This window comes from Streptomyces sp. PsTaAH-124 (assembly GCF_000373685.1).
GTDB classification, from domain to species: Bacteria; Actinomycetota; Actinomycetes; order Streptomycetales; family Streptomycetaceae; genus Streptomyces; species Streptomyces andamanensis.
Genome location: NZ_KB892179.1, coordinates 69861 through 96771 on the forward strand (window position 1 = coordinate 69861; position 26911 = coordinate 96771).

The 26911-nt window shown below is 72.1% G+C and carries 24 protein-coding genes and 1 rRNA gene; 14 read left to right on the forward strand and 11 right to left on the reverse strand.

Going from position 1 to position 26911, the window contains the following annotated elements; translation table 11 throughout:
• Positions 1–577 precede the first annotated feature (577 nt).
• The 3 genes from B086_RS0123105 to B086_RS0123115 are packed head-to-tail and all read left to right on the forward strand — an operon-like array spanning position 578 to position 4627.
• Positions 578–2941 carry an RNA degradosome polyphosphate kinase gene (locus B086_RS0123105; protein ID WP_051115897.1) on the forward strand — a complete coding sequence of 788 codons (2364 nt, stop codon included), beginning with the start codon at positions 578–580 and terminating at the stop codon, positions 2939–2941.
• Positions 2922–4169 (forward strand): CHAD domain-containing protein, encoded by a 1248-nt coding sequence (locus B086_RS0123110; protein ID WP_018568808.1) that lies wholly within the window; start codon positions 2922–2924, stop codon positions 4167–4169. The genes B086_RS0123105 and B086_RS0123110 overlap by 20 nt, the downstream gene beginning before the upstream one ends.
• A 14-nt stretch (positions 4170–4183) precedes the next feature.
• Positions 4184–4627, forward strand: coding sequence for an NUDIX hydrolase (locus B086_RS0123115; RefSeq protein ID WP_018568809.1), 444 nt, complete (start codon positions 4184–4186; stop codon positions 4625–4627).
• 39 nt (positions 4628–4666) lie between these two features.
• Here B086_RS0123115 and B086_RS45070 read toward each other — a convergent pair whose 3' ends face one another.
• Positions 4667–4825, reverse strand: a complete 159-nt coding sequence (locus tag B086_RS45070; protein WP_199790778.1) for a hypothetical protein — start codon at positions 4823–4825, stop codon at positions 4667–4669.
• 141 nt (positions 4826–4966) lie between these two features.
• On the opposite strand from B086_RS45070, the gene B086_RS0123125 reads away from it, so the two are divergent.
• A complete protein-coding gene (locus B086_RS0123125) occupies positions 4967–5800 on the forward strand; it encodes a hypothetical protein (protein WP_018568811.1) in 834 nt (277 codons plus the stop codon).
• A gap of 136 nt (positions 5801–5936) precedes the next feature.
• Complete coding sequence (locus B086_RS45075) at positions 5937–6113, forward strand: hypothetical protein (protein WP_018568812.1); 177 nt, start codon at positions 5937–5939, stop codon at positions 6111–6113.
• 68 nt (positions 6114–6181) lie between these two features.
• Here the strand turns inward: B086_RS45075 and B086_RS0123135 are convergent, their stop codons facing one another.
• Positions 6182–6556 (reverse strand): metal-sensitive transcriptional regulator, encoded by a 375-nt coding sequence (locus B086_RS0123135; RefSeq protein WP_018568813.1) that lies wholly within the window; start codon positions 6554–6556, stop codon positions 6182–6184.
• A 251-nt stretch (positions 6557–6807) separates the two neighbouring features.
• Between B086_RS0123135 and B086_RS0123140 the strand changes: the two genes are divergently transcribed.
• On the forward strand, positions 6808–7428 hold the full coding sequence (locus tag B086_RS0123140) for a DUF47 domain-containing protein (RefSeq protein WP_026252685.1): 621 nt from the start codon (positions 6808–6810) through the stop codon (positions 7426–7428).
• A gap of 7 nt (positions 7429–7435) precedes the next feature.
• Positions 7436–8434: an inorganic phosphate transporter gene (locus B086_RS0123145; RefSeq protein ID WP_018568815.1), complete on the forward strand. Its 999-nt coding sequence runs from the start codon at positions 7436–7438 to the stop codon at positions 8432–8434.
• Between the two features lie 113 nt (positions 8435–8547).
• On the opposite strand, the gene pstB is transcribed toward B086_RS0123145, so the two are convergent.
• The 4 genes from pstB to pstS form a co-directional block, all read right to left on the reverse strand.
• Complete coding sequence (gene pstB / locus B086_RS0123150) at positions 8548–9324, reverse strand: phosphate ABC transporter ATP-binding protein PstB (RefSeq protein ID WP_018568816.1); 777 nt, start codon at positions 9322–9324, stop codon at positions 8548–8550.
• A gap of 76 nt (positions 9325–9400) precedes the next feature.
• Positions 9401–10453: a phosphate ABC transporter permease PstA gene (pstA, locus tag B086_RS0123155; RefSeq protein ID WP_018568817.1), complete on the reverse strand. Its 1053-nt coding sequence runs from the start codon at positions 10451–10453 to the stop codon at positions 9401–9403.
• Positions 10450–11463 carry a phosphate ABC transporter permease subunit PstC gene (gene pstC, locus B086_RS0123160; protein WP_018568818.1) on the reverse strand — a complete coding sequence of 338 codons (1014 nt, stop codon included), beginning with the start codon at positions 11461–11463 and terminating at the stop codon, positions 10450–10452. The genes pstA and pstC overlap by 4 nt, the downstream gene beginning before the upstream one ends.
• A 103-nt stretch (positions 11464–11566) precedes the next feature.
• The gene (gene pstS, locus B086_RS0123165) at positions 11567–12694 is read right to left on the reverse strand and encodes a phosphate ABC transporter substrate-binding protein PstS (RefSeq protein ID WP_018568819.1); all 1128 of its coding nucleotides are present in this window, start codon (positions 12692–12694) and stop codon (positions 11567–11569) included.
• Positions 12695–13650: 956 nt separating this feature from the next.
• Between pstS and B086_RS0123175 the strand changes: the two genes are divergently transcribed.
• The gene (locus B086_RS0123175; RefSeq protein WP_026252686.1) at positions 13651–15234 is read left to right on the forward strand and encodes an FAD-binding oxidoreductase; all 1584 of its coding nucleotides are present in this window, start codon (positions 13651–13653) and stop codon (positions 15232–15234) included.
• Positions 15235–15281: 47 nt separating this feature from the next.
• On the opposite strand, the gene B086_RS0123180 is transcribed toward B086_RS0123175, so the two are convergent.
• The 3 genes from B086_RS0123180 to B086_RS0123190 form a co-directional block, all read right to left on the reverse strand.
• Entirely contained in the window at positions 15282–15986 is a 705-nt protein-coding gene (locus B086_RS0123180; protein WP_018568822.1) for a phosphatase PAP2 family protein, read from the reverse strand.
• Positions 15987–16238: 252 nt separating this feature from the next.
• A complete protein-coding gene (locus B086_RS0123185) occupies positions 16239–17240 on the reverse strand; it encodes a bifunctional lytic transglycosylase/C40 family peptidase (protein WP_026252687.1) in 1002 nt (333 codons plus the stop codon).
• 237 nt (positions 17241–17477) lie between these two features.
• On the reverse strand, positions 17478–18275 hold the full coding sequence (locus B086_RS0123190) for a trypsin-like peptidase domain-containing protein (protein WP_018568824.1): 798 nt from the start codon (positions 18273–18275) through the stop codon (positions 17478–17480).
• A gap of 470 nt (positions 18276–18745) precedes the next feature.
• Here B086_RS0123190 and B086_RS0123195 point away from each other — a divergent pair, with 470 nt between their 5' ends.
• The 6 genes from B086_RS0123195 (at position 18746) to B086_RS0123220 (ending at position 26109) form a co-directional block, all read left to right on the forward strand.
• Positions 18746–19054, forward strand: a complete 309-nt coding sequence (locus B086_RS0123195; protein WP_014673544.1) for a hypothetical protein — start codon at positions 18746–18748, stop codon at positions 19052–19054.
• Positions 19055–19308: 254 nt separating this feature from the next.
• The gene (locus B086_RS44660) at positions 19309–20163 is read left to right on the forward strand and encodes a hypothetical protein (RefSeq protein WP_018568825.1); all 855 of its coding nucleotides are present in this window, start codon (positions 19309–19311) and stop codon (positions 20161–20163) included.
• Positions 20153–21499, forward strand: coding sequence for a membrane protein (locus tag B086_RS0123205; protein WP_018568826.1), 1347 nt, complete (start codon positions 20153–20155; stop codon positions 21497–21499). The genes B086_RS44660 and B086_RS0123205 overlap by 11 nt, the downstream gene beginning before the upstream one ends.
• The gene (locus B086_RS0123210) at positions 21496–23055 is read left to right on the forward strand and encodes an SCO6880 family protein (RefSeq protein WP_018568827.1); all 1560 of its coding nucleotides are present in this window, start codon (positions 21496–21498) and stop codon (positions 23053–23055) included. The genes B086_RS0123205 and B086_RS0123210 overlap by 4 nt, the downstream gene beginning before the upstream one ends.
• A 14-nt stretch (positions 23056–23069) precedes the next feature.
• Entirely contained in the window at positions 23070–24497 is a 1428-nt protein-coding gene (locus tag B086_RS0123215) for an ATP-binding protein (RefSeq protein ID WP_018568828.1), read from the forward strand.
• A gap of 28 nt (positions 24498–24525) precedes the next feature.
• A complete protein-coding gene (locus tag B086_RS0123220; protein WP_018568829.1) occupies positions 24526–26109 on the forward strand; it encodes a type IV secretory system conjugative DNA transfer family protein in 1584 nt (527 codons plus the stop codon).
• A 12-nt stretch (positions 26110–26121) separates the two neighbouring features.
• Here B086_RS0123220 and B086_RS0123225 read toward each other — a convergent pair whose 3' ends face one another.
• Both B086_RS0123225 and rrf read right to left on the reverse strand, forming a co-directional pair.
• Positions 26122–26700, reverse strand: a complete 579-nt coding sequence (locus tag B086_RS0123225; RefSeq protein ID WP_018568830.1) for a GNAT family N-acetyltransferase — start codon at positions 26698–26700, stop codon at positions 26122–26124.
• A 68-nt stretch (positions 26701–26768) separates the two neighbouring features.
• Positions 26769–26885: ribosomal RNA gene (gene rrf / locus B086_RS0123230) — 5S ribosomal RNA — on the reverse strand.
• Positions 26886–26911: the final 26 nt, after the last annotated feature.

A 26911-nucleotide genomic window follows, 5' to 3' on the forward strand; every position in this document is an offset into this window, starting at 1 on the left:
GCCCGGCGCAGGCCCAGCGGATCCCGGGCCGTCCCACAAGCGGGGCCCACGGCAGGGCCGGAGGGCGGCAGGCCCGGAGGAACGGCAGGCGCGGAAGGCAGCAGAGCCGGAGACCAGTGGCCCCGGAGAGGGTCTGACGTCCGGGGTGGACGACGGCCCAGCCGTCACCCCAGCCACCAGCCCTCCCCGGCAGAGGCCCCCCGGCTCCGGCAGGTCCCAGGTCCCAGGTCCCGCCAGACCCTCGGCCGGTCCGGAGCCTTTCCCGGCCGATCGTGGCCGGTCTCGGCCGGTCTCGGCCGGTCCTCGACAGGACCGGGACGGTCCGTTCCAGGTCGTGGCCGGTGCGGGCCGCCCGGACACCGAACCGGACCACAGTTGGTGCGGGACACTCCGCGCGGGCCCAGCGCAGCCCACCCGGATCCGGGGCGGCCCCGGCGGGCCCGGCGCGTCCCGCCCCACCCCGGCAAACGCCACCGCCCCACCCCCGGAGGGCCCCGCCCCCGCAGGCCGCCCCCCGATATCCCGCACGTCATGTCTCCGTAACCGTTGATTCAGACGGGCTTGCGACGCTCGGTCAATGAGACCCGCCGAGCCTGAGCCTGAGCCGCCCCCGGAGGGGACCGCAGCCGTGCTCCCGCCCGCGCCTTCCGACGCGCCTGTCCCCCTCCTCGCGCGGAAGAATGGATTTATGAGCCAGCCAGACGCCCAGGCAGCAGCGCAGCAGGTCCCGCACCCCCAGCCCTCCGTGGGCGCCCTCGCGGCCCACCGCCCGCACACCGTGGCCGCGGCCGTCTCCGATCTGGAACCCGACATCGACGCCGATCTGGACGCCTACGAGGAGCCCGGGGAAGGCGAGGACGGCGAGGAGCGGCTGCCGCAGGGCCGCTTCCTCGACCGGGAGCGCAGCTGGCTCGCCTTCAACGAACGCGTGCTGGAGCTGGCCGAGGACCCGGACACCCCGCTGCTGGAGCGGGCCAACTTCCTCGCGATCTTCGCCAGCAACCTGGACGAGTTCTTCATGGTCCGGGTGGCCGGCCTCAAGCGCCGTATCGCCACCGGGGTGGCCACCCGCTCCGCCTCCGGGCTCCAGCCGCGCGAGGTGCTGGAGATGATCTGGGCCCGCTCGCGCGAGCTCATGGCCCGGCACGCCGCCTGCTACCACGAGGACGTCGCCCCGGCGCTCGCCGAGGAGGGCATCCACCTGGTCCGCTGGAGCGAGCTGACCGAGAAGGAGCAGGCCCGCCTGTTCACACTGTTCCGGCAGCGCATCTTCCCGGTGCTGACCCCGCTGGCCGTGGACCCCGCGCACCCCTTCCCGTACATCTCCGGCCTCTCCCTGAACCTGGCCGTCGTGGTGCGCAACCCGGTCACCGGGCACCGCCACTTCGCCCGCGTCAAGGTGCCGCCGCTGCTCAACCGCTTCCTGGAGAGCTCCCCGGGCCGCTACGTCCCCCTGGAGGACGTGATCGCCGCCCATCTGGAGGAGCTGTTCCCGGGCATGGAGGTCCTGGAGCACCACACCTTCCGCCTCACCCGCAACGAGGACCTGGAGGTGGAGGAGGACGACACCGAGAACCTGCTCCAGGCCCTGGAGAAGGAGCTGATGCGGCGCCGCTTCGGGCCGCCGGTGCGCCTGGAGGTGGAGGAGTCCATCGACCGGGAGGTGCTCGACCTGCTGGTGCGCGAGCTGAAGATCAGCGAGGCCGAGGTCTACCCGCTGCCGGGCCCGCTCGACCTCACCGGCCTGTTCCGCATCCACAGCCTGGACCGGCCCGAGCTGAAGTACCCCAAGTTCGTCGCCGGGACCCACCGCGACCTCGCCGAGGTCGAGTCGTCCACGCCGCCGGACATCTTCGCCGCGCTGCGCAGCCGCGACGTGCTGCTGCACCACCCCTACGACTCGTTCTCCACGTCCGTGCAGGCGTTCCTGGAGCAGGCCGCCGCCGACCCGGACGTGCTGGCCATCAAGCAGACCCTGTACCGGACCTCGGGCGACTCCCCCATAGTCGACGCGCTCATCGACGCCGCCGAGTCCGGCAAGCAGGTCCTCGTGCTGGTCGAGATCAAGGCCCGCTTCGACGAGCACGCCAACATCAAGTGGGCGCGCAAGCTGGAGGAGGCCGGCTGCCATGTCGTCTACGGGCTCGTCGGCCTGAAGACGCACTGCAAGCTGTCCCTGGTGGTCCGCCAGGAGGGCGACGACACGCTGCGCCGCTACAGCCACGTCGGCACCGGCAACTACCACCCCAAGACCGCCCGCCTGTACGAGGACCTCGGGCTGCTCACCGCCGACCCGCAGGTCGGCGCGGACCTCTCCGACCTGTTCAACCGGCTCTCGGGCTACTCCCGCCGCGAGACCTACCGCCGGCTGCTGGTCGCCCCCAAGTCCCTGCGCGACGGCCTGATCTCCCGCATCAACAAGGAGATACAGCACCACCGGGCGGGCCGCCCGGCCTTCATCCGCATCAAGGTCAACTCGATGGTCGACGAGGCCGTCGTGGACGCGCTGTACGGCGCCTCCCAGGCGGGTGTGCCCGTCGACGTGTGGGTGCGCGGCATCTGCGCCCTGCGCCCCGGCGTGCCGGGCCTGTCGGAGAACATCCGCGTCCGCTCGATCCTCGGCCGCTTCCTGGAGCACTCCCGGGTCTTCGCGTTCGGCGGGGGCGGCGAGCCCGAGGTGTGGATCGGCAGCGCCGACATGATGCACCGCAACCTCGACCGCCGTATCGAAGCGCTGGTCCGGGTCACCGACCCGGGGCACCGGGCGGCCCTGAACCGGCTGCTGGAGACCGGCATGGCCGACACCACGTCCTCCTGGCACCTCGGCCCGGACGGCGACTGGACCCGGCACGCGAATGACGCGGACGGCCAGCCCCTGCGCAACATCCAGGAGACGCTCATAGACGCCCGGAGGCGCCGGCGTGGCACAGCAACACCTTGACCCGACGGAGAACCCCACCGCCGCCGGGCCGCCGGGCGGACCCGCCGGGCCGGGCGGCGGCACGGGCGCGGACGCCCTCGCGGCCTATCTGCGGGCCCAGGCCACGGAGTTCCTGAGGGCGCTGCGCCTGCACCGCGAGGCGGGGCCCGCGGCGGGCGCCGGCGAGGAGGCCGCCGAAGCGGCGCGCGCCCTGCGCCGCTCGGCCCGCCGTATCAGCGGCAGCCTGCACACCTTCCGCGGCGCCCTGGACGAGACCTGGGCGGAGGAGCTGCGTCCCGAACTGGCCTGGCTGTCGGGCACCCTGGCCCGCGAGCACGCCTGCCAGGCCCGGCTGGACCGGCTGCTGGCCGCGCTGCACCGGCTCTCCGGTCCGGCCGGACCGGCCGGCTTCCCCGCCGCGGCCGCGGGCGGCGGGCGGGCCGACCTGGCCGCGGCCGGCCGGAGCGCCGCCGTGCCGGGCAGCCGCACCGCCCCCGCCGCCCCGGCGGCCTCCGGCGCCGTGGGGCTCCAGGCGGCGCCCGCGGCGGACCGCGGCAGCCTCACGGTGGGCGCCGCCAAGGCGGGCGCGCTGCTGGACCGCCAGCTCACGCTGGCCCGCACCCGCGCCCACTCCACCGCGCTCCAGGCGCTGGGCTCCAGCCGCTTCCACGCCGTCGCCGACAAGGTCGCCGTCCTCGCCAGCGACGTGCCCCTCACCCCCGCCGCGCACACCACGGACCTGCGTGCCCTGGCCGCGGCCGCCGAGGAGCGCCTGTCCGACGCGGTCGCCGCTCTGCCGCTGGTCACCGCGGGCAGCCCCTACAACGCGGAGGCACTGATCCACGGCCTGTCCCCGGACCCGGCCCCGCACCCGCAGGACGCCCCCTGGCACCAGGTGCGCCTGCTGCTGCGGCTGCACCGCTACGCCCAGGAGGCCCTGCGCGGCGGGCTCCCGGCCGACGGGCGGGACAGCCCGGACGGCACGGACAGTCCGGACGCCCCCGACGCCCCGGATCCGGGCGCGGACGGTGCCGGTGCGCGGCTGCCGGCCGCCGGCCGGGCCCTGGACCGGCACCGCGACGCCTCGGAGGCCGCCGCCGCGGCGGCCTCGGCGGCCCGCACCCCGCGCATCGCCCCGGCGACGGCGTACGCGCTCGGAGTGCTCCACGCCGACCAGCGGCACGAGGTGGAGGCGGCCCGGTTCGTCTTCCAGCAGTCCTGGCCGGTCCGGGCCGTGGGCGCGGGCTGAGGGCGGAGGACCGGGTGGCATCCGCGAAGGACACCGTGGTGGCGGCGGCCGGCTGTGTGCTGTGGCGCCGCTCGCCGGTGGACGGCACGCTCGAACTCTGCGTGATCCACCGGCCGAAGTACGACGACTGGTCCTGGCCCAAGGGCAAGCTGAAGCGCGGCGAGGACCCGCTCGCGGGGGCGCTGCGCGAGGTCCTGGAGGAGACCGGGCACCCCGCCGTGCCCGGCCCGGAGCTGAGCACGGTGGCCTATCTGGCCGACGGGCGCCCCAAGCGGGTGCGCTACTGGGCCGCCGAGGCCGGGCCCGGCCGCTTCGTGCCGGGCCGGGAGGTGGACCGGCTGCGCTGGCTCGCTCCGGCCGCCGCCCGCGACCGGCTCACCCGGGCCCGCGACCGCGAGCTGGTCGGCGAGCTGCTGCGCACGCTGGAGGGGAGCGCCCCGCGGCCGCCCACCACGTGACCCGCGGCCGCCCACCACCCGCCGCCCGCCGTGTGCGCCTCAGCCGCCCGCCGCGTGCGCCTCCGCGTCCGTGCGGGCCAGGCTGCGCGCCCTGCGGGCGGGCCCGCGCCAGCCGCAGTCGCACCGGGCCAGACAGAAACGGCCCTGTTCGACGGTGGTCGTGCGGTGTTCCCGCTGCCCTGCTTCGTCCTGCGCCACGGCACCCACGCTACCCATCCCGGGTGAACGCCCGGTGCCGCCTTGCCGCCGTCCGCCCCCGCGCGTGACGGGGCTCCCTACCCGTCGTTAACCGAACGACAGGGGCCCGGTACGGACGCGGCAGCTGGGGGTAGGCAGGCGATGACCAAGCGGCGGCAGGCGAGCGGGGCGGTGGTGCTCGCGGCGGGGCTGCTGCTCTGCGCGGGCGCCTCGGGATGCTCCGGCAGGGGCATGGCGGCCGAGGAGGCGCGGGCCGCCGACGATCCGGTGCACACCCTGCGCCAGGCCCCCGACGCGCTGCTGCGGGCGGGCAGCTCCCAGGCGCGTACGTCGATGGAGATGGCCGCCGGCGGCACCCGGGTGACGATCCGTGGCGAGGGCGCCTACGACTTCCGCACCCAGCACGGACAGCTGACGGTGATCCTGCCGCAGGACCCGGCCGGGGCCAGCGGGCACCCGCCGATCGTCGAACTGCTCGCGCCGGGCGCGCTGTACATGAAGAACCGGGGCGCGGGTGTGCCCGCCGACAAGTGGGTGCGGGTGGCGACGGCCACGCTCTCCGACGGCAATCTGGTCACCGGCGGCGCCACCGACCCGTTCGCCGCCGCCGAGGTGCTGCGCGGGACGCGGACGGCGCGGTACGTGGGCCGGACCCAGGTCGCGGGGGTGGCGGTACGGCACTTCCGGGGCACCGCCGATCTCGTCCTGGCGGCGGACGGCGCCTCGGCGGACGGCCGGGGCGCGCTGCGGGCGGCGGCGAAAGGGTTCGCCACGGCCGAGGTGCCGTTCGACGCCTATCTCGACGACCAGGGCCGCGTGCGCAAGCTCCGGCAGAGCTACGCATTTGTGAACGCCCGCCGGAAGGGCACGGTGGAGGTGTTCTCCACCACACTGCTGTACGCCTTCGGGACGAAGGTGACCGTCACCCTGCCGCGCGAGAAGGACATCTTCACCGGTCGGGTGGCCGAGGAGTGACCCGTGCGCCGGGGGCGCACCCGGCGCACGGCCGGAATCGACCGGTGGACTAGCCCGTCCGTGCCATGCGCGGGGTGTGCGCCGCTCCCTACTCTGGGTCTGCGGTCGCCGCGCCCGGTGACGCAGGGAAGAGGTGATGCGCGTGGCCCCGGTCGGCGGTACGGCGGTCCAGGACCACGTGGCCCTCGCCGAGATCGAACTGTGCGGCGAGCTGATCATCGCCGCCTCGGCCGCCCGGGAGCGGCTGAGCCTGGAGTACATCGACGAGGTGCTGCGGGTGACGGAGGAGCGCCGCGGTCCCGCGGGCCGGTGATCCGCGCCGGGGCGTGAGCCCCCGCGCGCGGCCGGGCGCTCGCCGCCCGTGTGCGCGGCGGGCGGGGCTCAGGTGCGCAGCAGCCGGCCGATGGCCTTGGTGGCCTCCTCGACCTTGGCGTCGATCTCCGCGCCGCCCTTGACGGCCGCGTCGGCGACGCAGTGCCGCAGGTGCTCCTCCAGCAGTTGCAGGGCGAAGGACTGGAGGGCCTTGGTGGAGGCGGACACCTGGGTGAGTATGTCGATGCAGTACGTGTCCTCGTCGACCATCCGCTGGAGCCCGCGGATCTGGCCCTCGATCCGGCGCAGCCGTTTGAGATGCTCGCCCTTCTGTTTGTGGTAGCCGTACGTGGCGTGGTCGTGGCCCTCGGTCTCGCACGGCGCGGTGGGCTCCGCTCCGGTGGCCCCCAGGGGCGCCGTGGCGCCCGCCTCGGTGGTCGTCATCGCGTCCTCCCGCTCGGAACGGAAAACAAACGGAAAACCGGAGAGTATGCCCCGGGTACACCCCGGGCACGCCTCGGGCATACCCCTACCGGGTATATTCTAACGAATTTTTCCGGGTAAAGGGCCCTTCGCCCGCCCCCGTGCCGACCACTGTGCCTGATGGGCGACACTGGGGGACGGCCCCTTAGCCGTGGCCGGATGATGCGCTTAGCATCACCCTGACCGAAACCGAAGCACCCCGAGGACCCCACGTGCGCTTTCGTCTGACCCCCAGGGAGACGAGCTTCTACGACATGTTCGCCGCGTCCGCGGACAACATCGTCACGGGCTCCAAGCTCCTGATGGAACTGCTCGGGGCGGACGCATCCGCCCGAGCCGAGATCGCAGAGCGTATGCGGGCCGCCGAACACGCCGGTGACGACGCTACGCACGCGATCTTCCACCAGCTGAACTCCTCGTTCATCACGCCCTTCGACCGCGAGGACATCTACTCCCTCGCGTCGTCCCTGGACGACATCATGGACTTCATGGAGGAGGCCGTCGACCTGGTCGTCCTCTACAACGTCGAGGAGCTGCCCAAGGGCGTCGAGCAGCAGATCGAGGTCCTGGCGCGGGCCGCGGAGCTGACCGCCGAGGCCATGCCGCACCTGCGGACCATGGACAACCTCACCGAGTACTGGATCGAGGTGAACCGCCTGGAGAACCAGGCGGACCAGATCCACCGCAAGCTGCTCGCCCACCTGTTCAACGGCAAGTACGACGCGATCGAGGTGCTGAAGCTCAAGCAGATCGTGGACGTGCTGGAAGAGGCGGCCGACGCCTTCGAACACGTGGCGAACACGGTGGAGACCATCGCGGTCAAGGAGTCCTGAGGCGTCCATGGACACCTTCGCTCTGGTTCTGACCATCCTGGTCGCGCTCGGTTTCGCGTACACCAACGGCTTCCACGACTCCGCCAACGCCATCGCCACCTCCGTCTCCACCCGCGCGCTCACCCCGCGCGCCGCGCTGGCGATGGCCGCGGTGATGAACCTCGCCGGTGCCTTTTTGGGCAGCGGCATCGCCAAGACGGTCAGCGAGGGACTGATCGACACGCCCACCGGCAGCAAGGGGATGGGGATCCTCTTCTCGGCCCTGCTGGGCGCCATCGTCTGGAACCTGACCACCTGGTACTTCGGCCTGCCCTCGTCCTCCTCGCACGCGCTGTTCGGCGGCCTGGTCGGCGCCGCGCTCGCGGGCGGTACGACCGTGTACTGGTCCGGGGTGGTGGACAAGGTCGTCACCCCGATGTTCCTGTCGCCGGTGGTCGGCCTGATCGTCGGCTATCTGGTCATGACGGCCATCATGTGGATCTTCCGCCGGACCAACCCGCACAAGGCCAAGCGGGGCTTCCGCATAGCGCAGACGGTGTCGGCGGCCGGCATGGCGCTCGGCCACGGCCTCCAGGACGCGCAGAAGACCATGGGCGTCGTCGTGATGGCGCTGGTCATCGGCGGCGTCGAGACCTACGGCGACCCGATCCCGGTGTGGGTGAAGCTGGTCTCCGCGCTGATGCTGTCGCTGGGCACCTACGCGGGCGGCTGGCGCATCATGCGCACCCTGGGCCGCAAGATCATCGAGCTGGACCCGCCGCAGGGCTTCGCCGCCGAGGCGACCGGCGCCTCGATCATGTTCGGCACGGCCTTCCTCTTCAAGGCCCCGATCTCCACCACCCATGTGATCACCTCGGCGATCATGGGCGTGGGCGCCACCAAGCGGGTCAACGCGGTCCGCTGGGGCGTGGCCAAGAACATCGTCCTCGGCTGGTTCATCACCATGCCGGCCGCGGCCATTGTCTCGGCCGTCGCGTTCTGGCTGATCGACCTCGCGTTCCTGTAGGACCGGCCACCGCGCCGCAGGCACGCACAGGGCCCGCCCCCGGAGACCGGGGGCGGGCCCTTTCGCGTCCTCGCGGTGGCACCGCCATGCAGCACCGCGAGGGGTTCGGGGGATCAGCCGAAGCGGCCGGAGATGTAGTCCTCCGTGGCCTGCACCGACGGGTTGGAGAAGATCCGCTCGGTGTCGTCGATCTCGATCAGCCGGCCCGGCTGGCCCACGCCCGCCAGGTTGAAGAACGCCGTACGGTCCGAGACACGGGCCGCCTGCTGCATGTTGTGCGTCACGATGACGATCGTGAAGCGCTCCTTCAGCTCGCCGATCAGGTCCTCGATGGCGAGCGTGGAGATCGGGTCGAGCGCCGAGCAGGGCTCGTCCATCAGCAGCACCTTCGGCTCGACCGCGATGGCGCGGGCGATGCACAGCCGCTGCTGCTGACCGCCGGACAGGCCCGAGCCCGGCTTGTTCAGCCGGTCCTTGACCTCGTTCCAGAGGTTGGCGCCCTTGAGCGACTTCTCGACGATGTCGCCCAGCTCGCTCTTCTTGTGGCCGCCGTTCAGCCGCAGCCCGGCCGCCACGTTGTCGAAGATCGACATGGTGGGGAACGGGTTCGGCCGCTGGAAGACCATGCCGACCTCGCGGCGGACCGAGACCGGGTCTATCCCGGTGCCGTACAGGTCCTCGGAGTCCAGCATCACCTTGCCCTCGACCCGGCCGCCGGGGGTGACCTCGTGCATCCGGTTGAGGGTCCGCAGGAACGTCGACTTGCCGCAGCCGGACGGCCCGATGAACGCCGTCACCGAACGCGGCTCGACCGTCATCGAGATGTCCTCGATCGCCTTGTGGGAGCCGTAGTAGGCGGTGAGCCCGCTCACGTCGATTCGCTTGGCCATGACTACTTCTTCACTTCCGTCTCAGTCGCCGAGGGGGTCGCTTGGCGACCGGCCACGCGGCGGTAGCCGCACAGGGTTAACGAGGGGCCTTCCAGCGGGCGATGCCGCGGGCCGCCAGGTTGAGGATCATCACCGCGGCGATCAGGGTGAGCGAGGCCGCCCACGCCCGGTCGTACGCCGCACCGGAGCCCGCGCTGTTCGCGTACTGCTGGTAGATGTACAGCGGCAGCGAGGCCTGCGCCCCTTCGAAGGGATTGGTGTTGATGAAGGGGTTGCCGAACACCAGCAGCAGCACGGGGGCGGTCTCGCCGGCGATACGGGCGATGGCCAGCACGATGCCGGTGGTGATACCGCCGATCGAGGTCGGCAGGACCACCTTGAGGATCGTCCGCCACTTGGGCACGCCCAGGGCGAGCGCGGCCTCGCGCAGCTCGTTCGGTACGAGCTTGAGCATCTCCTCGGTGGAGCGGACCACGACCGGCATCATCAGGATGGCCAGGGCCAGCGAACCGGCGAAGCCGAACGGCTCCATGTCGAAGATCAGCATCAGGCTGAGGATGAACAGGCCCGCGACGATGGACGGGATGCCCGTCATGACGTCGACGAAGAAGGTCACCGCGCGGGCGAGGTTGCCCCGCCCGTACTCCACCAGGTAGATCGCGGTGAGCACACCGATCGGGGCGCCGATCGCGGTGGCGAGGCCGACCTGTTCGAGGCTGCCGATGATCGCGTGGTAGATGCCGCCGCCCGGCTCGGTGTCGGCGACGACGCCCATGGAGTGCGACAGGAAGTAGAAGTCCAGGACCTTCACCCCGCGCCGCACCGTCGTCCACACCAGGGAGATCAGCGGCACCAGGGCGATCAGGAAGGAGACCCAAACCAGGCTGGTGACGACCCGGTCCTTGGCCTGGCGGCGGCCCTCGACGCGGGCGGTGATGCCGTAGGTGCCCAGGATGAACAGCAGGGCGGCGATCAGCCCCCACTGGATACGGCTGTGCAGGTCGCCGACGACGCCGATGACGACGGCCACGACGACGGATCCGGCGGCGGTCGCCCACGGGGTCCACTGGGGCAGGCGGGCGCCGCGCAGGCTGCTCGGACGCCGGTCGGCGGTGGTCGCGGTGCTCATGCGTTGGCCCCCGAGTACTCCTTGCGGCGGGCGATGATCAGCCGGGCCGCGCCGTTGACCAGCAGGGTGATGACGAACAGGACCAGACCGGAGGCGATCAGCGCGTCCCGGCCGAACTCGGTCGCCTCGCTGAACTTGCTGGCGATGTTCTGGGCGAAGGTGCCGCCGCCCGGGTCGAGCAGGCTGGCCTTGATGTCGAAGGTCGGGGAGAGCACGGTGGCGACGGCGATCGTCTCGCCGAGCGCGCGGCCGAGGCCGAGCATCGAGGCGGAGATCACGCCCGAGCGGCCGAAGGGCAGCACCGCCATGCGGATGACCTCCCAGCGGGTGGCACCGAGGGCCAGCGCGGCCTCCTCGTGCATCCGCGGCGCCTGCCGGAACACCTCACGGCTGACGTTGGTCACGATCGGCAGGATCATGATGGCGAGCAGGATGCCCACGGTGAGCATCGACCGGGGGGCGCCGCCCTCCCAGGAGAAGATGCCGGTCCAGCCCAGATAGTCGTTCAGCCAGCTGAAGAGGCCGTCCAGGTGCGGCACCAGGATCAGGGCGCCCCACAGCCCGTACACGATGGACGGCACGGCGGCGAGCAGGTCGATCACGTACGAGATCGGACCGCTCAGCCGGCGCGGGGCGTAGTGGGTGAGGAAGAGCGCGATGGCGACCGCGACCGGGACCGCGACGACCATGGCGACCACCGAGGACACCACGGTGCCGAAGGCCAGCACGGCGATGCCGAAGACCGGCGGCTGCACACCGGTGTTCCACTCGAAGGTGGTCAGGAAGTTGCCGTCGTCCTTGCTGATGGCCAGGCACGCGCGGTAGGTCAGGAAGGCCGCGATGGCGGCCATGATCACGAGCAGCAGGATGCCTGAGCCGCGGGAGAGACCGAGGAAGATCCGGTCTCCGGGGCGGGTGACGCCGCGGCCGGTGCGCTTGTGCTCGGCCGGGCCGGGGCCGGGCGGGAGGGGGGGTGCGTCAGCTTCTGTCTTCTGTGTCGATATGTCCATCGGGTTCTCCGGTCTGCGGAGCCGTGCGCGGGGCGCGGCTCCTGGCGGCGGTGCACCGGACGGTGCGGTCCGGCCCCGGTGCGGGGGCCGGACCGCACGCGGATCAGCTCAGGCCCTCGATGGTGGTGCGGACCTTGCCGATGATGGCGTCGGGGATCGGCGCGTAGTCGTTGGCGGTGAGGATCTTCTGGCCGTCCTCACTGGCGATGTAGCGCAGGAACGCCTTGGTGGCGGGCAGCGTGTCGGACTTGTTGCCCTTGTCGCAGACGATCTCGTAGGTGACCAGGACCATCGGGTACGCGCCCTCGGCCTTGGTGTTGTAGTTCAGCTTGAGCGCCAGGTCGCTGCCGGTGCCGACGACCTGCGCGTCCGCGATGGCCTTGCTGGCGTTCTCGACGGTGGCCTTGACCGGGGCGGCGGCACCGGTGTTGATGGCGACCGTGCTCAGACCCTTGGCGAAGGACAGCTCGAAGTAGCCGATCGCGCCGTCGGTCTGCTTGACCTGCTGCGCCACACCGGAGGACTGCGGAGCGGCCTGGCCGTCCTTCGCCTGCCAGGCCTTGCCGCCCGAGTACTTCCAGTCGTTCGGCGCGGCGGCCTTGAGGTACTTGGTGAAGTTGTCCGTGGTGCCGGACTCGTCCGAGCGGTGGAACGCCTGGATCTTCAGGCTGGGCAGCTTCGCCTTCGGGTTGAGCTGCTTGATCTCCGGGGCGTCCCAGGTCTTGATCTTGCCGTCGAAGATCTTGGCCAGGGTCGGCGCGTCCAGGACCAGGTCGTCGACGCCGGAGACGTTGTAACCGACGGCGATCGGGCCGCCCACCATCGGCAGGTCGATGCCCTGACCGCCGGTGCAGACCTTCTTCGAGGCCTCGATCTCCTCGGGCTTCAGCGCGGAGTCGGAGCCCGCGAAGGCGACCTGGCCCTGGCCGAACGCGGTGACACCGGCGCCGGAGCCGCCGCCCTTGTAGTTGATCTGCGTGCCGCAGGCCTGGCTGAACTGCTTGACCCAGGCGTCGATCGCGTTCTTCTGCGCGGAAGAGCCGTCAGCCCGCAGCTGCCCCTTCGCGCCGTCGCACTTGACGGAGCTGTTCGAGGCGGCGGTGCTGCCGCTGCCGGAGGCGTCGCTCTTACCGCCGGTGTCGTCCGAACCGCACGCCGTGAGGGCCAGGGCGCCGGAGACGGCGAGGACGCCGAGAGCGAGTGCCCGCCGGTTCTTGCGCTGAAGCTTCACTTGAGGGAGTTCCTTCCAGGAGCCGCCGTCCTGATCGGCGGCGTGCGAAGAATGACTGGCACCGATGCGCCGAGATGCGCGCATCAGCACCGGGTAAGGCCGAAATTAGGCAGAACAGATGAAGCGGCCGATGGCCGGAAGTGAACGCGGGGTGAACCCCTGCCGTCGGTGCGGTGAGGTCACGGAACGCTCACGGGGAGAACACGCGTAGATCCCGATGGGGTCTCTCCGGGGGCACGGGCTGCCCCGAAGGGGTCCCTCCCGGGGGTGCGGAGGGACGGGGAGACAAAGGGACGGGGAGACGAAGGGACTGGGGGGCGGGAGACGTCCGAGTAGAGGGACGGCAGGCGGCAGGCGGCAGGCGGCAGGCGGCAGGCGGCGAACGACGGAGCAGCGCGGTGGCGCGGCGGCGCGGGGCGGCAGGGGATGGACCACAAGGGCATCCGCCCGAGAGGCGCCTGAGCGTCCGCGTCCCCGCCGCGCTCACCGACAGGCGATGACCAGCGGGCAATGCCCGGCGGGCGTTCACCGGCAGGCGATGGCCGACGCGCGGCGGGGCGGGGCGGGGCCGCCGGTCCGCACGCCGGTCCGCACGCCGGTCCTCGCCGAGCCCACGGGCCAGCAGGGCAGCAGGGCAGCCGGGCAGCCGGGCAGCCGGGCAGCAGGACGACGGCCGGGCAGCCGCCCGCGAGACCGCCGGAGCGTGGCCGACGGCCCGGCGGTCGGCAGGCCGCGAGCCGCGGGCCGGGACGCACCACCGGCCGCGGTGGCGGCGGCGGTGACGGTCCGGCCGGCGACGGTCCGGCCGGTGGCGGGCCGTCCCCACACCGGCCACCGGCTGAACACACCCCGCGCGCCCCCGCGCCCCCGCGGGCTCCTGTGCCCGCCCCCACGAGGGAACCCTCCGGCCCCTCGCGCTCGTCTCGGTTCCGGGGGGCTGACGAGAGGCGCGGAGCATGGAACGACGTGGGTTCATGGCGGGCGGCGCGGCGGTGGTCGCGGCATTCGCCACGGCCTCGTGCAGCGGCGGCGGTGGCGACGGAGCGGCGCCCCGGGCACCCGGCGGCACCGGCACCGGGCGGGGCACGGCGACCCCGGCCCCCGCGACCGGCACCCGGACGCCCGGCACCCCCGCCCCCGCCGACTGGTCCGCGCTCGCCCGGTCCCTCGACGGCACCCTGGTCCGCCCCGGCGACACCGGCTGGACCACGGCACACCGGCTCTACAACACCCGCTTCGACAGCCTGCGGCCCGCCGCCGTCGCCTACGTGGCGCACCCCGACGACATCCGTACGGCCCTCTCCTACGCCCGCGCCCACCGCCTGCGCGTGGCGATCCGCAACGGCGGCCACTCCTACGCGGGCTGGTCCTCCGGCGACGGCCGCCTGATCGTCGACGTGTCGCAGCTCGCCGCGGTCCGGGCGAGCGGCACCTCGGCGGTGGTCGGCGCCGGCGCCAAACTCATCGACGTCTACCGGGCACTCGCCGCGAAGGGCGTGACCATACCGGCCGGCTCCTGCCCGACCGTGGGCGTCTCCGGCCTGGTCCTGGGCGGCGGCCACGGCGTCGTCTCCCGCGCCTACGGCCTGACCTGCGACAGCCTGACCCAGGCCACCCTGATCACGGCCGACGGCCGGCAGCTCACCGCGGACGCCACCGAGAACCCGGACCTGTTCTGGGCGCTGCGCGGCGCGGGCAACGGCAACTTCGGCGTCGTCACCGAGCTGCGCTTCCGCACCCACCCCGCGCCCCAGGCGGTCTCCGCCTATCTGAGCTGGCCGTGGGCGCGGGCGGCCGACGTGGTGCGGGCCTGGCAGGAGTGGGGCCCGGACCAGCCGGACGAGATCTGGTCCTCGCTGCACCTGGAGAACACCCCGGGCGGCGCCCCGAAGGTGTCCGTGGCCGCCTTCTCACTGGGCACCTACGGCGAGTTGCAGAACGCGGTGGACCGGCTGGCCGACCGCTGCGGCGCGGCGTCGGCCGTCTCGCTCAACCGCCACTCCTACGAGGGCGCCATGGAGTCCTACGCGGGCTGCTCGTCCTTCGCCGCCGAACCGCAGTGCCATCTGCCCGGCGCCGTCCCGGGCCGCTCCCCGCAGGGCGCGCTCGGCCGCGAGACCTACGCGGCCCGCTCGGACTTCTTCGACCGCTCGCTCTCCCCGGCCGCCGTCCAGACCCTGCTGGCCCAGGTGGAGGCGGTCACCGGCGGCCCCGGCAGCGTCGCGTTCACCGCGCTCGGCGGCGCCGTCAACCGGGTCTCCCCCACCGCGACCGCCTTCGTGCACCGGCGTTCCCGCATGCTCGCCCAGTACATCGCCTCCTGGACCCCCGGGACCCCGGGCACGGCGGCCCGGTCATGGCTCACCGCCGCACACGGCGCGATGCGCCCCCACGCCTCGGGAGCCGCGTACCAGAACTACACCGACCCGTCCCTGACCGACTGGCGCACGGCCTACTACGGCGACGCGGCGGACCGCCTGGTGAAGGTGAAGCAGCAGTACGACCCGGACCGCTTCTTCTCGTCCCCGCAGAGCCTGTAGCGGTGGCGACGGCCACCTGTCCGGACGCGGCCGCGTCCGGACACGTCCTACGCCGCGAGGTCCCGCTCCTGCGCCGAGGCGTGCTCCTCGCCGCGCGCCCCGGGCAGCACCGGGTTCACCCCGGTGTCCCGGCGCCCGCGCACCAGCCAGCCGCCCCAGCGCGTCCCCTCGACCGCCCGCAGCACCGGAGTGAGCAGCGCCGTCGCGACCGGGGACAGCAGCAGCGCGACCGCCGTGCCGAGCGCGAACCCGCCGACCACGTCGGTCGGGTAGTGCACGCCCATGTACACCCGGCAGAACCCCTCCAGCAGCGCGAGCCCGATCCCGGCCAGACCGAACCGCCGGTCGGCCACGAACAGCGCGGCGCCCATCGCCATGGTGAGCGTCGCGTGGTCGCTCACGAAGGAGAAGTCGGTCTTGCCCGGCACGAGCACATCGAGGCCCTGGTGGTCCAGGAAGGGCCGGCGCCGCTCCACGAAGCCCCGGATCGGCACGTTCACCAGGACCGCGAGGCCGGCCGCGAGCGGTGCCCACACCAGCGCGGCCACGGTCGGGGCGGCGTCCGGCCCGCCCCGCCGCCGCACCGACCACCAGCACCAGACCACCAGCAGCACCATGGCCAGCAGCAGCCCGTACTCCCCGACGAACTCCATGGTCCGGTCGAACCAGCGCGGTGCGTCCTTGGCGAGGCCGTTGATGTCGTAGAGCAGGTCGACGTCGGGGTTCGACCCGGATTCGGCGAGTCCAGCCATCGTGCTGCGGCCCCTTCGTCGTGTCCCTCCGGCCGCACCCTGCGTGCGCCGCTCCTGCCACCCCCGTGGTCGTAGGTCCGTCTCCGCCGCCGGCGCGCGTGGGTGACGCGCGCTCCGTCAGACATCCGCCGGGCTACGTCAACAGGAACGCACGACCCCGTTTCATACGTTCCACACTCCACCGAAAGATCACGCAGACGTTACCGAAGAGAGACTCATCTCCGCAGCTCAGGGGGCAGGTTCACGCTGGGTTCACGCCGTGACGGGGAGTGCTTTCGCGCCATCTTCGGTGACCCGGGTGGCGCCGAAGTAGTCGGGGGTGTCGATCGGGTCGAAGCGGATCACGGCACCGGTCCGCGGCGCGTCGATCATGTAGCCGCCGCCGACGTAGATGCCCACGTGCCGGATGGCCCGCGAGTTGGTCAGATCGTCGGAGAAGAAGACCAGATCGCCCGGGAGCAGTTCCTCCCGCGTCGGGTGCGGCCCGGCGTTGTACTGGTCGTTGGCGACACGCGGCAGCGTGATCCCCACGCTGTGGTACGCGGCCTGCGTCAGCCCCGAGCAGTCGAACCGCCCGCCCTGCGCCGCGGTCCCCTCGCCGCCCCACAGATACGGCGTGCCCAGCTTGCTCTGCGCGTAGGAGATGGCTCCCGCCGCCTGCTCGGAGGGATCGATTCGCGCCACCGGCGCCGCGAAGCTCTGCGCCAGCGTCGTGATCGTCTTCACATAGTTCTGCGTCTCGGAGTACGGCGGCACGCCCCCGTACCTGATGACCGCGTCCGCGCCCGCGTTGTAGGCGGCGAGCATGTTGTGCGTGGCGTCACCGGGCACGCTCTTCACATATCCGGCGAGTTCACAGTCGTAGGACGCGGCCGAGGGGATCGCGTCGTCCGGGTCCCAGACGTCCCGCTTGCCGTCGCCGTCGCCGTCCACGCCGTGGGTGGCCCAGGTGCCGGGGATGAACTGCGCTATGCCCTCGGCCGCCGCCGGGCTCCGGGCGTTCGGGTTGAAGCCGCTCTCCTGGTACAACTGGGCGGCCAGCAGCGCGGGGTTGATCGCGGGACAGAGGTTGCCCCACTTCTGCACGAGGCTGCTGTAGGCGGCCGGGACGGCGCCCTTGGCGAGCCCGACGGCGCCCGCGCCGATGCCGCCCGCCAGGTTCCCGGCGGTGAGGTACACCCCGACGACGAGTGCCAGCACGAAGGCGAGCACGGAACTGACGGCGGCGATCCCCACGACCCATGCCCTACGCACCGTCAACCACCCCTCGCCGCCCAGGAGTCCGCTGGGGACATATTAGAGGCGCGGCGCCCGTTTCCGGGATGATCACACACGCCGAAAACAGGCCGAAAACCGCCTGTGCCCCACACTTTCGCCCCGGCCGCCCCGGCTGCCTCCGGACTGCTCTCCGCTGCCCCCGGACGGCTCCGGCCCGCTCCGGACGGGCATCTACCGGGGACGGCCCAGCGGCCAGGGGCCCCGGCGCGTCCTTCAGGGATCGCCCGCGGCGTCCCGGTACAGCTCGGCGGCCTCGGTGCCGAAGGCGACGCTGTAGGACGTGTCCGCCGTGGACCCGCCCATCTCATGGCCGCCGAGCACCCCGACGACCTCCCGGCGCCGGTTGACCCACGGGCTGCCGCTGGTGCCGCTGGTGAACTCGGGGCAGTCGATGCGCTGCTGGGTACTGCTGTGCTCGCTGGGCCGGTTGAGGCAGCTGATGGGCTCCTCGGCGGAGTCGGGGTAGCCGGTGACGGTCACCGCGGTGGCACCGGTCGCCGTACCGGCGGCGAAACGATTGCCCCCGACCCGGTCCTCGACCTCCTGCCCGTCCAGCGGGGCCAGTACGGCGAAGGCCAGGTCGCTGTCCTCGTCCTCGTCCTTGGTCCAGCCGCCGGGCAGGAAGCGCTTCTCGACCTTCCACTTCCCGTAGGGCGCCCGGCCGTCCCGGTAGCCCGGCACGAAGACGAGGTCGCTGTCGTCGGCCAGGCAGTGGGCGGCGGTGAGGATGAGATTGCGGTCCGGGCTGTGCACCACCGAGGCGGTGCAGAAGTGCCCGCCACGCAGCGAGCCCGCGTCACCGGCGTCGAACAGCGCGCCGACGCGCGCGCTCAACGGGGTCACCGAGGCGACGGCGGTCACCCCCAGCGGCCCCTGGCCGTCGTCCGCCGCCGCCACGGAGGCGGAGGTCACGGCGATCAGCATCAGGCCCACGAACAGCGCCTGGTTGCGGGCGCGGGCACGCGGGCGTCCGTGATGTACGGGGCTCGGGGTACCTGAGGTGCGCTTCATCGGTCACCACTGTGTCTCAAGAAGGTGAGAAAGGGATCCCGACTTCGCTGAGATTTTCCTGTGAAACCCCCGTTCACCGCACACTTCGCCCCGCATCGCCCGGCTTGTCCCGCCGCCTGCTCTTACCGCGCACACGTACGCCCGCGCAGCGCGCACGCGGGACTACCGCACCCCGGCCGGCCCGGACCGTGAGACCATCGGAACGTCCGCTTCACCCGACCGGCCGTCAGAAACCGGGCGGGGGCACGAAAGTGACGAAAAGTGACAACGACGGAACCACACCACAGGTTCCGGTACGACCTCATTGCCCGGCGTGACCTGCCGTGATACACAGAGTGACCATACATGCGAAACTCGCCAGCCGATGGCGCCAAGTCGACATCCGCGGGCGCCATTGTCAGGGACAATGAGGCCTGACCTCTGCGTGCCCGCAGAGGCCGTGGAACTACCCACCAGGGGCGGTGACTTACATGCTCTTTGCGGCCGACAAGGGAGACATCAACACCATCATCGGCGGGATCGCTCCGGACTGGGGGCCCTTCGGCAGCCTGGGCAACGAGGCGAAGGTGATGATCGAGGTCGTGATGGCGGTGGCCATCCTGCTCTGCCTCGGCATCGCCGTCTGGGGCGCCGCCAAGCAGCGGATCGGCGCGACCGCCCTGCGCGACACCTTCAGCGCGGAGCAGGGCAAGGGCCTGATCATCGCCGGTCTCACCGGAGTCTTCATCATCGGTTCCCTCGGCACCCTGTTCACCATCGTGTACGGCATGGCGGTGTAGACCGTGCGACCCCTCTGACGGCGCACACCCGCGCACACCGCGCACGGTGCGCCCTTCCAGCCGCCGGCCGTCCCGTCCGGGCGCGTCCGGTGCCCCCGTTGCCCCCACCCACCCACCGTGCCCACCGGCCGAGGTTGCGTTTCCCTGATGTCGAGTCACCACACAGCGCCCGCGCGGGAACCAGCGCGACTACCGTCGTACTTCCACGCGTTCCGCCACGAGGCCGAGGTCAAGGACGAGGGGGCGTACCGAGCATGAGTCTCGGAGACGAGCACGGACACGGCGACTCCGCACGCGCCGACACCGACCCGTACGGCGGCGGCCAGACCCGCACCAGACTGCCCGACCGGACGGGCGACCCCTACGGCGGCGCCCGCCGCGGCGCCCGCTCCTCCTCGCGCGGCGTGGTCACGGTGGTCGCCGTGGTCGTCCTCCTCATCGCCGCGATCGCCTTCGCGAACCGCGGCAGCGGATCCTCCGGCAGCGCCTCCCACGGCGGCTCCGGCGCCCGCGCCGAGGCCGCGGCCACCGCCCCCACCGGCACCCGCCCCGTCACCACCAGATCCGCCGGCCTCCCCTCCGGCTTCGCCCACGACCAGCAGGGGGCGCAGAGCGCGGCGGCGAACTACGCGGTGACGCTGGGCTCGACCGGCATGTTCAAGAAGGACAGCCGGCACGCCATCGTGAACCTCCTCTACACCCCCGAGGCAGCCGCCAAGCTCCAGGGCCCCATGGACCAGGCCTACTCGGCCGACTTCCTCGCCAGAATGGGCCTGGACGCCGACGGGAACTCCCCGAAGGGCAGCACCTTCGTCTCCCGTGCGACTCCGGTCGGCACGGCCGTCCGGCAGTACAGCGCCACCGACGCCCGGGTCTCGGTCTGGTACATGGGGCTCATCGGCATGTCCAAGACCGCCACGACCGACCCGATCACCTCGTCCTGGAAGACGTGGACGTTCGACCTGCGGTGGAACCAGAACGACTGGAAGATCGTCTCCGACACGCAGCAGAACGGCCCGGCTCCGGTCCCCGGCGACGACAGAGCCGCCACCTCCGACCAGATCCGCAAGGCCATCGAAGAGTACGGAGGGTTCACGTATGCCCGGTAGCAGGCAGCGCGCGCTCAAGCTCACGGGAGTCGTGGCGGCCGTACAGACATCGGTGGTGCTGCTGGCGACCCGTGCCGTCGCCGACCCCTCACCCTCGTCCACTTCGTCGCCGTCCCCTTCGGGCGGCGGCCGCAACTGCAACCTGATCGTCGGCCGCGCACGGCAGTACTGCGAGCGCGGCAACGCGAGCAGCAACGGCGGAGACTCCACTTCCACTCCGCCCTCCACCCTCGACCCCCTCTCCTCCCTCGCCAAAGGCTGTGCCGACGCCGCCTCCTGGACCGTCAAGCAGCTCAGCAAGGCGGTGCAGGAGACCGCCGCGGTCGACTTCACCAACCAGAAGTTCCTCCAGCAGTACGCCATCGTCTTCGCCGCCTCGGCCATCCTCACGCTCCTGCTGTGGCTGCTGGCCGTCGCCAAGCGGGCCGTGCGCGGCGTACCGCTGTCCACCGCGCTCTCGGAAGCCGTCGGCTTCCTCTGGCTGACGGTGCTCGCCTCCGCCTTCACCCCGCTGATCCTCTACACGGTCGTCTCCGCGACCGACAGCGTCAGCGACGTCCTCGCCAAGGCCACGGGCGACCAGACCGGCACGTTCTTCGGCACGTTCGCCGGCGCCCTGGACAAGGGCACCGACATCGGCGGCGGCCCGATCATGCTGATCCTGGTCTCGATCATCTCGATCCTGGCCGCGGGCGTGCTCTACCTGGAGCTGTTCCTGCGGGCGATCCTGCTCTACGTCGGCGCCCTGCTCGGCGTCGTCGTCTACTCCGGGCTCGTCGACAAGAACCTGTGGGGCCACGTCCGCCGCTGGGCGGGCATCATGATCTCCGTCATCCTGGTCAAGCCGGTGATCGTCATCGTGCTCGGCCTCGCCAGCGCGCTCTCCACCGACGACGGCCCCGACGCGCTCGCCGCCGTCGTCTCCGGCCTCGCCATCATCCTGCTCGCCATCTTCGCCAGCGCCATGATCTACCGCTTCGTGCCCGGCTTCGGCGACGAGATCGCCGCCGGCCGCAACAACCGCATCATGCAGGGCGCCGAAGGCAAGGCCGCGGCCGTCATCAGCTCCCCGGCGAGCCTCGTCGCCCAGGGCATCAAGACCCACAGCACCCGGGCCGACAGCGGCGGCGGCGCGGCCGGCGGCGGCGCCTCGGCGCCCCGCCCCGCCAACCAGACCGCCGGCGGCTTCGCCGCGCACGGCTCGCGCGCCGGCGACAACGGCGGCTCCGTCCCCTCCGCCGCCCCCGCTCCCCGCGCCCCCAGCCCGGTGAACACCCCCCACGCCAGCAGCACCCGCAACAGCAACACCCATCGCACGGGAGGTGAAGGGCGTTGACGACCGAGTCCCACGTGTCCCCCGCGGTCACGCCCCGCCGTACATATCTGATCGGCCGCGCCCGGCCGAACGCCATCGTCGGCCGCAACCGCGAGACCGGCGAGATCGCACTGATCATCGCCGGCGCCGCCCTCGGCATGCTCTGCGGACTCCTCGTCCCCGTGCTGTCCCTGCGCATCGTCCTGCTGGCCGGCTTCCCGCTGCTGGCCCTGGCCGCCGTCTACGTGCCCTACAAGCACCGGACCTTCTACAAGTGGTTCGAGATCAACCGCAGCTTCAAGCGCACCGTCAAGCGCGGCACCGTCTACCGCTCCGGTGTGATGGAGGCCGGCACCCGCAGCGACGGCCGGGAGATCGAGATCGGCCCGCCGCCCGGCATCGGCCGGATCACCTGGCTCGCCGCGCCGTTCGGCCCGGACGAGATCGCCGTCCTGCTGCACGCCGACCGCAAGACGGTCACCGCCGCCATCGAGATCGAGGGCCCCGGCGTCGGACTGCGCGACTCCGAGGACCAGGAGGCCCTCGTCGACCGGTTCGGCACCCTGCTCAAGCACGTGGCCAACGGCGACGGCTTCGTCACCCGCCTCCAGATGCTCGCCCGCACCCTGCCCGCCGACCCCGACGCGCACGCCAAGGACGTCTCCCAGCGCGGCGACGAGCGTGCCCCGCAGTGGCTCCAGGGCTCGTACGAGCAGCTCCAGTCCATGGTGTCCACCAGCAGCGAGCAGCACCGCGCCTACCTCGTCGCCTGCATGCACTTCAGCCGCGAACTGGCCGCCGAGGCGCACGCGATGGCCCGCGCCGCCCGCCCCGGCTCGGGCCGCAGGCTCGACCGCGACGCCGGGCTCGCCGTCGTCATGGCCCGCGAGCTGACCGACATCTGCTCCCGCCTCCAGGAGGCCGACATCCGGGTGCGCCAGCCGCTCGGCCAGGGCCGCCTCGCCTCGCTGATCCACTCCATGTACGACCCGGACCACCCGATCGACCACATCCAGGCGATGACCCAGCGCAACGCCTGGCCGGCCGAGCTGGACGCCATGGAGCCGACGTTCCTCCAGGCCAAGACCCGCGAGTCCGCGACCCGCGAGCCCTGGTGCCACGCCACCGCGTGGGTCAAGGAGTGGCCGATGACCCCGGTCGGCGTCAACTTCCTGGCGCCGCTGCTGGTCCACACCCCGGACGTGATCCGCACGGTCGCCGTCACCATGGACCTGGAACCCACCGAGGTCGCCATCGAGCGCATGCTGACCGAGAAGACCAACGACGTCGCCGAGGCCAGCCGCGCCGCCAAGATGAACCGCACCGTGGACCCCCGCGACGTCCAGGCCCACCACCGCCTCGACCAGCGCGGCGACGACCTCGCCAGCGGCGCGGCCGGCGTCAACCTCGTCGGCTACATCACCGTCTCCTCCCGCACCCCCGAGGCCCTGGCCCGCGACAAGCGCACCATCCGCGCCTCCGCCGGAAAGTCGTATCTGAAGCTGGAGTGGTGCGACCGCGAGCACCACCGCGCCTTCGTGAACACGCTCCCGTTCGCCACCGGAATCCGACGGTAGGGGCTGATGCTCTGATGCGGGACCCGCTGACCGCACTCACGGACGCCTTCACGTCCTTCCTGTTCGGGAAGGTCGAGACGACCCGGCTGCCGGTGCGCACCTCCACGGGCCAGGCCCAGGCGGTCTACCTGCCCACGGCCGCGCCCGGCCTCGGCGACTCGGGCGTCATCATCGGCCGCGAGGTGTACTCCGGGAAGGGCTACATCTACGACCCCTTCCAGCTGTACGGCCAGCAGCTCCCCGCCCCGCACTGGCTGGTCCTCGGCGAGTCCGGCAACGGCAAGTCGGCCCTGGAGAAGACGTACGTCCTGCGCCAGCTGCGCTTCCGCGACCGCCAGGTCGTCGTCCTGGACGCCCAGGGCGAGGACGGCGTCGGCGAGTGGAACCTCATCGCCGAGGAGCTGGGCATAACCCCCATCCGCCTCGACCCGACGGCCGCCCTCAACCACGGCATCCGCCTCAACCCGCTCGACCCGTCGATCACCACCACCGGGCAGCTCGCCCTGCTGCGGACGATCGTCGAGGTCGCGATGGGCCACGGCCTGGACGAGCGCTCCGGCTTCGCCCTCAAGGTCGCGCACGCCTACGTCAACGAGACGATCGTGCAGCGCCAGCCGGTCCTGTCCGACATCGTCGAGCAACTGCGCCACCCCGAACCGGAGTCGGCGGAGGCGATGAACGTCGCCATAGACGACGTCCGCGCCTGGGGCCTGGACGTCGCCCTGGTCCTGGACCGCCTGGTCGACGGCGACCTGCGCGGCATGTTCGACGGCCCGACCACGGTCGGCATCGACCTGGACGCGCCGCTGATCGTGTTCGACCTGTCCCACATCGACCGCAACTCCATCGCCATGCCCATCCTCATGGCGATCGTCGGCGTGTGGCTGGAGCACACCTGGATCCGCCCCGACCGCAAGAAGCGCATCTTCCTGGTCGAAGAGGCCTGGCACATCATCAACAGCCCGTTCGTGGCCCAGCTGTTCCAGCGGCTGCTGAAGTTCGGGCGCCGGCTCGGCCTGTCCTTCGTCGCCGTCGTCCACCATCTGTCCGACGTGGTCGACGGCGCCGCGGCGAAGGAGGCCGCCGCCATCCTGAAGATGGCCTCCACCAGGACGATCTACGCCCAGAAGGCCGACGAGGCGAGAGCCACCGGCCGGGTCCTCGGCCTGCCCCGGTGGGCGGTGGAGATCATCCCCACCCTCACCCCGGGCATCGCCGTGTGGGACGTCAACGGCAACGTCCAGGTCGTCAAACACCTGATCACCGAGACCGAACGGCCGCTGGTCTTCACCGACCGCGCCATGACCGAGTCCTCGCACGACCGCCTCGCCTCCGACGACGCCCTGCGCGCCGCCGAGCTGGAGGCCGAGCAGCGGGCGGCGGCCTTCGTGGAACAGCACGTCCCCGACCTGGGCGGCTCCTCCGAGTCGACGGTGGCATAGGAGACGGTGGCACAGGAGAGGCAGGCAGGTGAGACCCGACGACCGCGCCCCGGGCAGGGGCCGGAGCCAGGGCGGCATCCCGGACGGCCTGCTGGTCGGCCTGCTCGCCTTCCTGCTCGGCATGACCGTGCTGGTGTGGACGGCGACGGGCCTGGCCGGGCTGTTCACGCACGGCTCCTGGCCGTCCGGCGTCAGCTTCCCCCGTACGCCCCTGGCCATGCGCCACCTCGCCACCGACCCGCACGACGTCCCCGGTGCCTGGCCCGACACCCCGCCCGGCAGCCTCTCGGGCTACGGGCTGTTCTGGGGCCTGTTCATCGGCCAGTTGATGGTGCTGTTCGTGCTGACCGTCTTCGCCATCGGCACGACCACGCGCTGGCGCGCCGGCCGGGCCCGGCGACGCGCCGAGGCCAGGGCCTCCCGCACCCGCCCGGCGGCGGCTCCCGCACCGCCCGAGACGGCCGCCCCCTGGCAGGAAGCCACACCGGCACCGGCACACCACGAGGTCCCCGGCGCACCGGTCCCGCCGCAGCACCACCCCGCACCGGAAGCCGTACGCCCACCCGCACCGGCCGAGACCGCGTCTGCGCCGACCACGGCGGCACCGGTCCCGGTGCCGGTACCGGCAGCCTCCGAGCCACCGCCGCAGCCGCAGCCGACCGCAGAAGCCGCCGTGGAGACCGTCACACGGCCCACGCTCGTCGTCGCGCCGAAGGAGAGCCGCCGGGCGACGGCCGCGCAGGCGGTCCTCGACGCCGCCGGACCCGCCCTGGTCGTCACGTCCGACCCCGCCCTGTGGCAGGACACCAAGGACGCCAGGGCCAAACTGGGCCCGGTCCTCCTCTACGATCCCGCCCACCTGTGCGACACCCCGGCCAGGCTGCACTGGTCGCCCCTGACGGGCTGCGCGGACAAGGACACGGCGGTGGCACGCGCCGCCGCCCTGCTCGCCCCGGTCCACTCCACCGCGAAGATCGACCAGACGCTGAACGACACCGCCCGCACGCTCCTGCGGTGCTATCTGCACGCCGCCGCCGTCGACGGCCGTACGGTCCGTCATGTGCACCGCTGGTCGCAGGGCACCCAACTCCAGGAAGCCGTACGGATCCTGCGCACCAGCCCGAAGGCCGCGACCGGCTCGGCGGGCGAACTGGAGGCCGCGCTCACCGCGCACCCCGACCGCCGCGACCTGGCCCAGGCGCTGACCGGCCGCGCCCTGGCCGCCCTCTCCACGGTGAACATCCGCGAGGCGTGCACACCGCACCGAAATGATGCGGTCGCCTTGGATTCCTTCGTCGATGAAGGGGGAACGCTTTACGTGGTGGGGGAATCCATCGAGGATCCTCGCACCAACCCGGGTGCCATGCCCCTCCTCACGGCACTCGCCGCAAGCGTGGTCGAGCGCGGCCGGCGCATGGCCGAACGGTCATCCTCCGGTCGGCTCGACCCACCACTCACGCTCGTCCTCGACGACGTGGCGGCCGTCGCCCCGCTGCCCCAGCTCCCCGAGCTGCTGGCCCGCGGCGCCGACCGCGGCCTGCCGACGCTGGCCCTCATCCGCTCCCGCGAACAGGCCCGCGCCCGCTGGCCGCACGACGAACTCCCGGCCTGACCTCACGGCGCTTCAGGGGCGTTCGAGGACGTACTCCAGCTCGTTCGCGTCGGGCGCGGAGGCCAGCGGGACCGTCCGGCCGGTCGGCAGGAAGCCGACCCTGCGGTAGAAGCGCTGGGCCCGGCCGTTCTCCTCGTGGACGATCAGCCGCACCCGCTCCGCACCGATCTCCCAGGCCCAGCGCAGCGCCTCGTCGAACAGCACCTCCGTGAGCCCGCACCCCCGGTGCTCGGGCCGTACGTACACGCCCACGAGATGTCCCTGGCGCCGCTGGATCGGGAACCCGGCCCAGTCGGTCGTACCGGCCTCCTCCATGAGCAGGGTGACCGACCCGACCCAGGTCCCGTCCGGTGCCTCGGCGATGAACTGCCGTACCTCGGTGGACCCTTCGGCAGCCCCGGCCGCCCGCTCCCGCCAGAACGAGTCGGGCCGCTCCACGGCCTCCTCGTACGTCTCCAGGAAGGCGAGATGCGCCACCGGGTCCTGGAGCGCCTCCAGCCGCAGCGCCTTCACGGCCGGCCACTCGTCGGCGCGTATGGCGCGGACCAGGTACTTCTCGTCGTGCTTGTCGACCCTGTCGGAGGTGCTCATGGGGCCTACGGTAATGCAGACAAAAGAAAAGGCCCACACCGTGAGGTGTGGGCCTTTCCTGAATGATTGTTCGGCGGTGTCCTACTCTCCCACAGGGTCCCCCCTGCAGTACCATCGGCGCTGTAAGGCTTAGCTTCCGGGTTCGGAATGTAACCGGGCGTTTCCCTCACGCTATGACCACCGAAACACTATGAAACAATCAACCGCACCA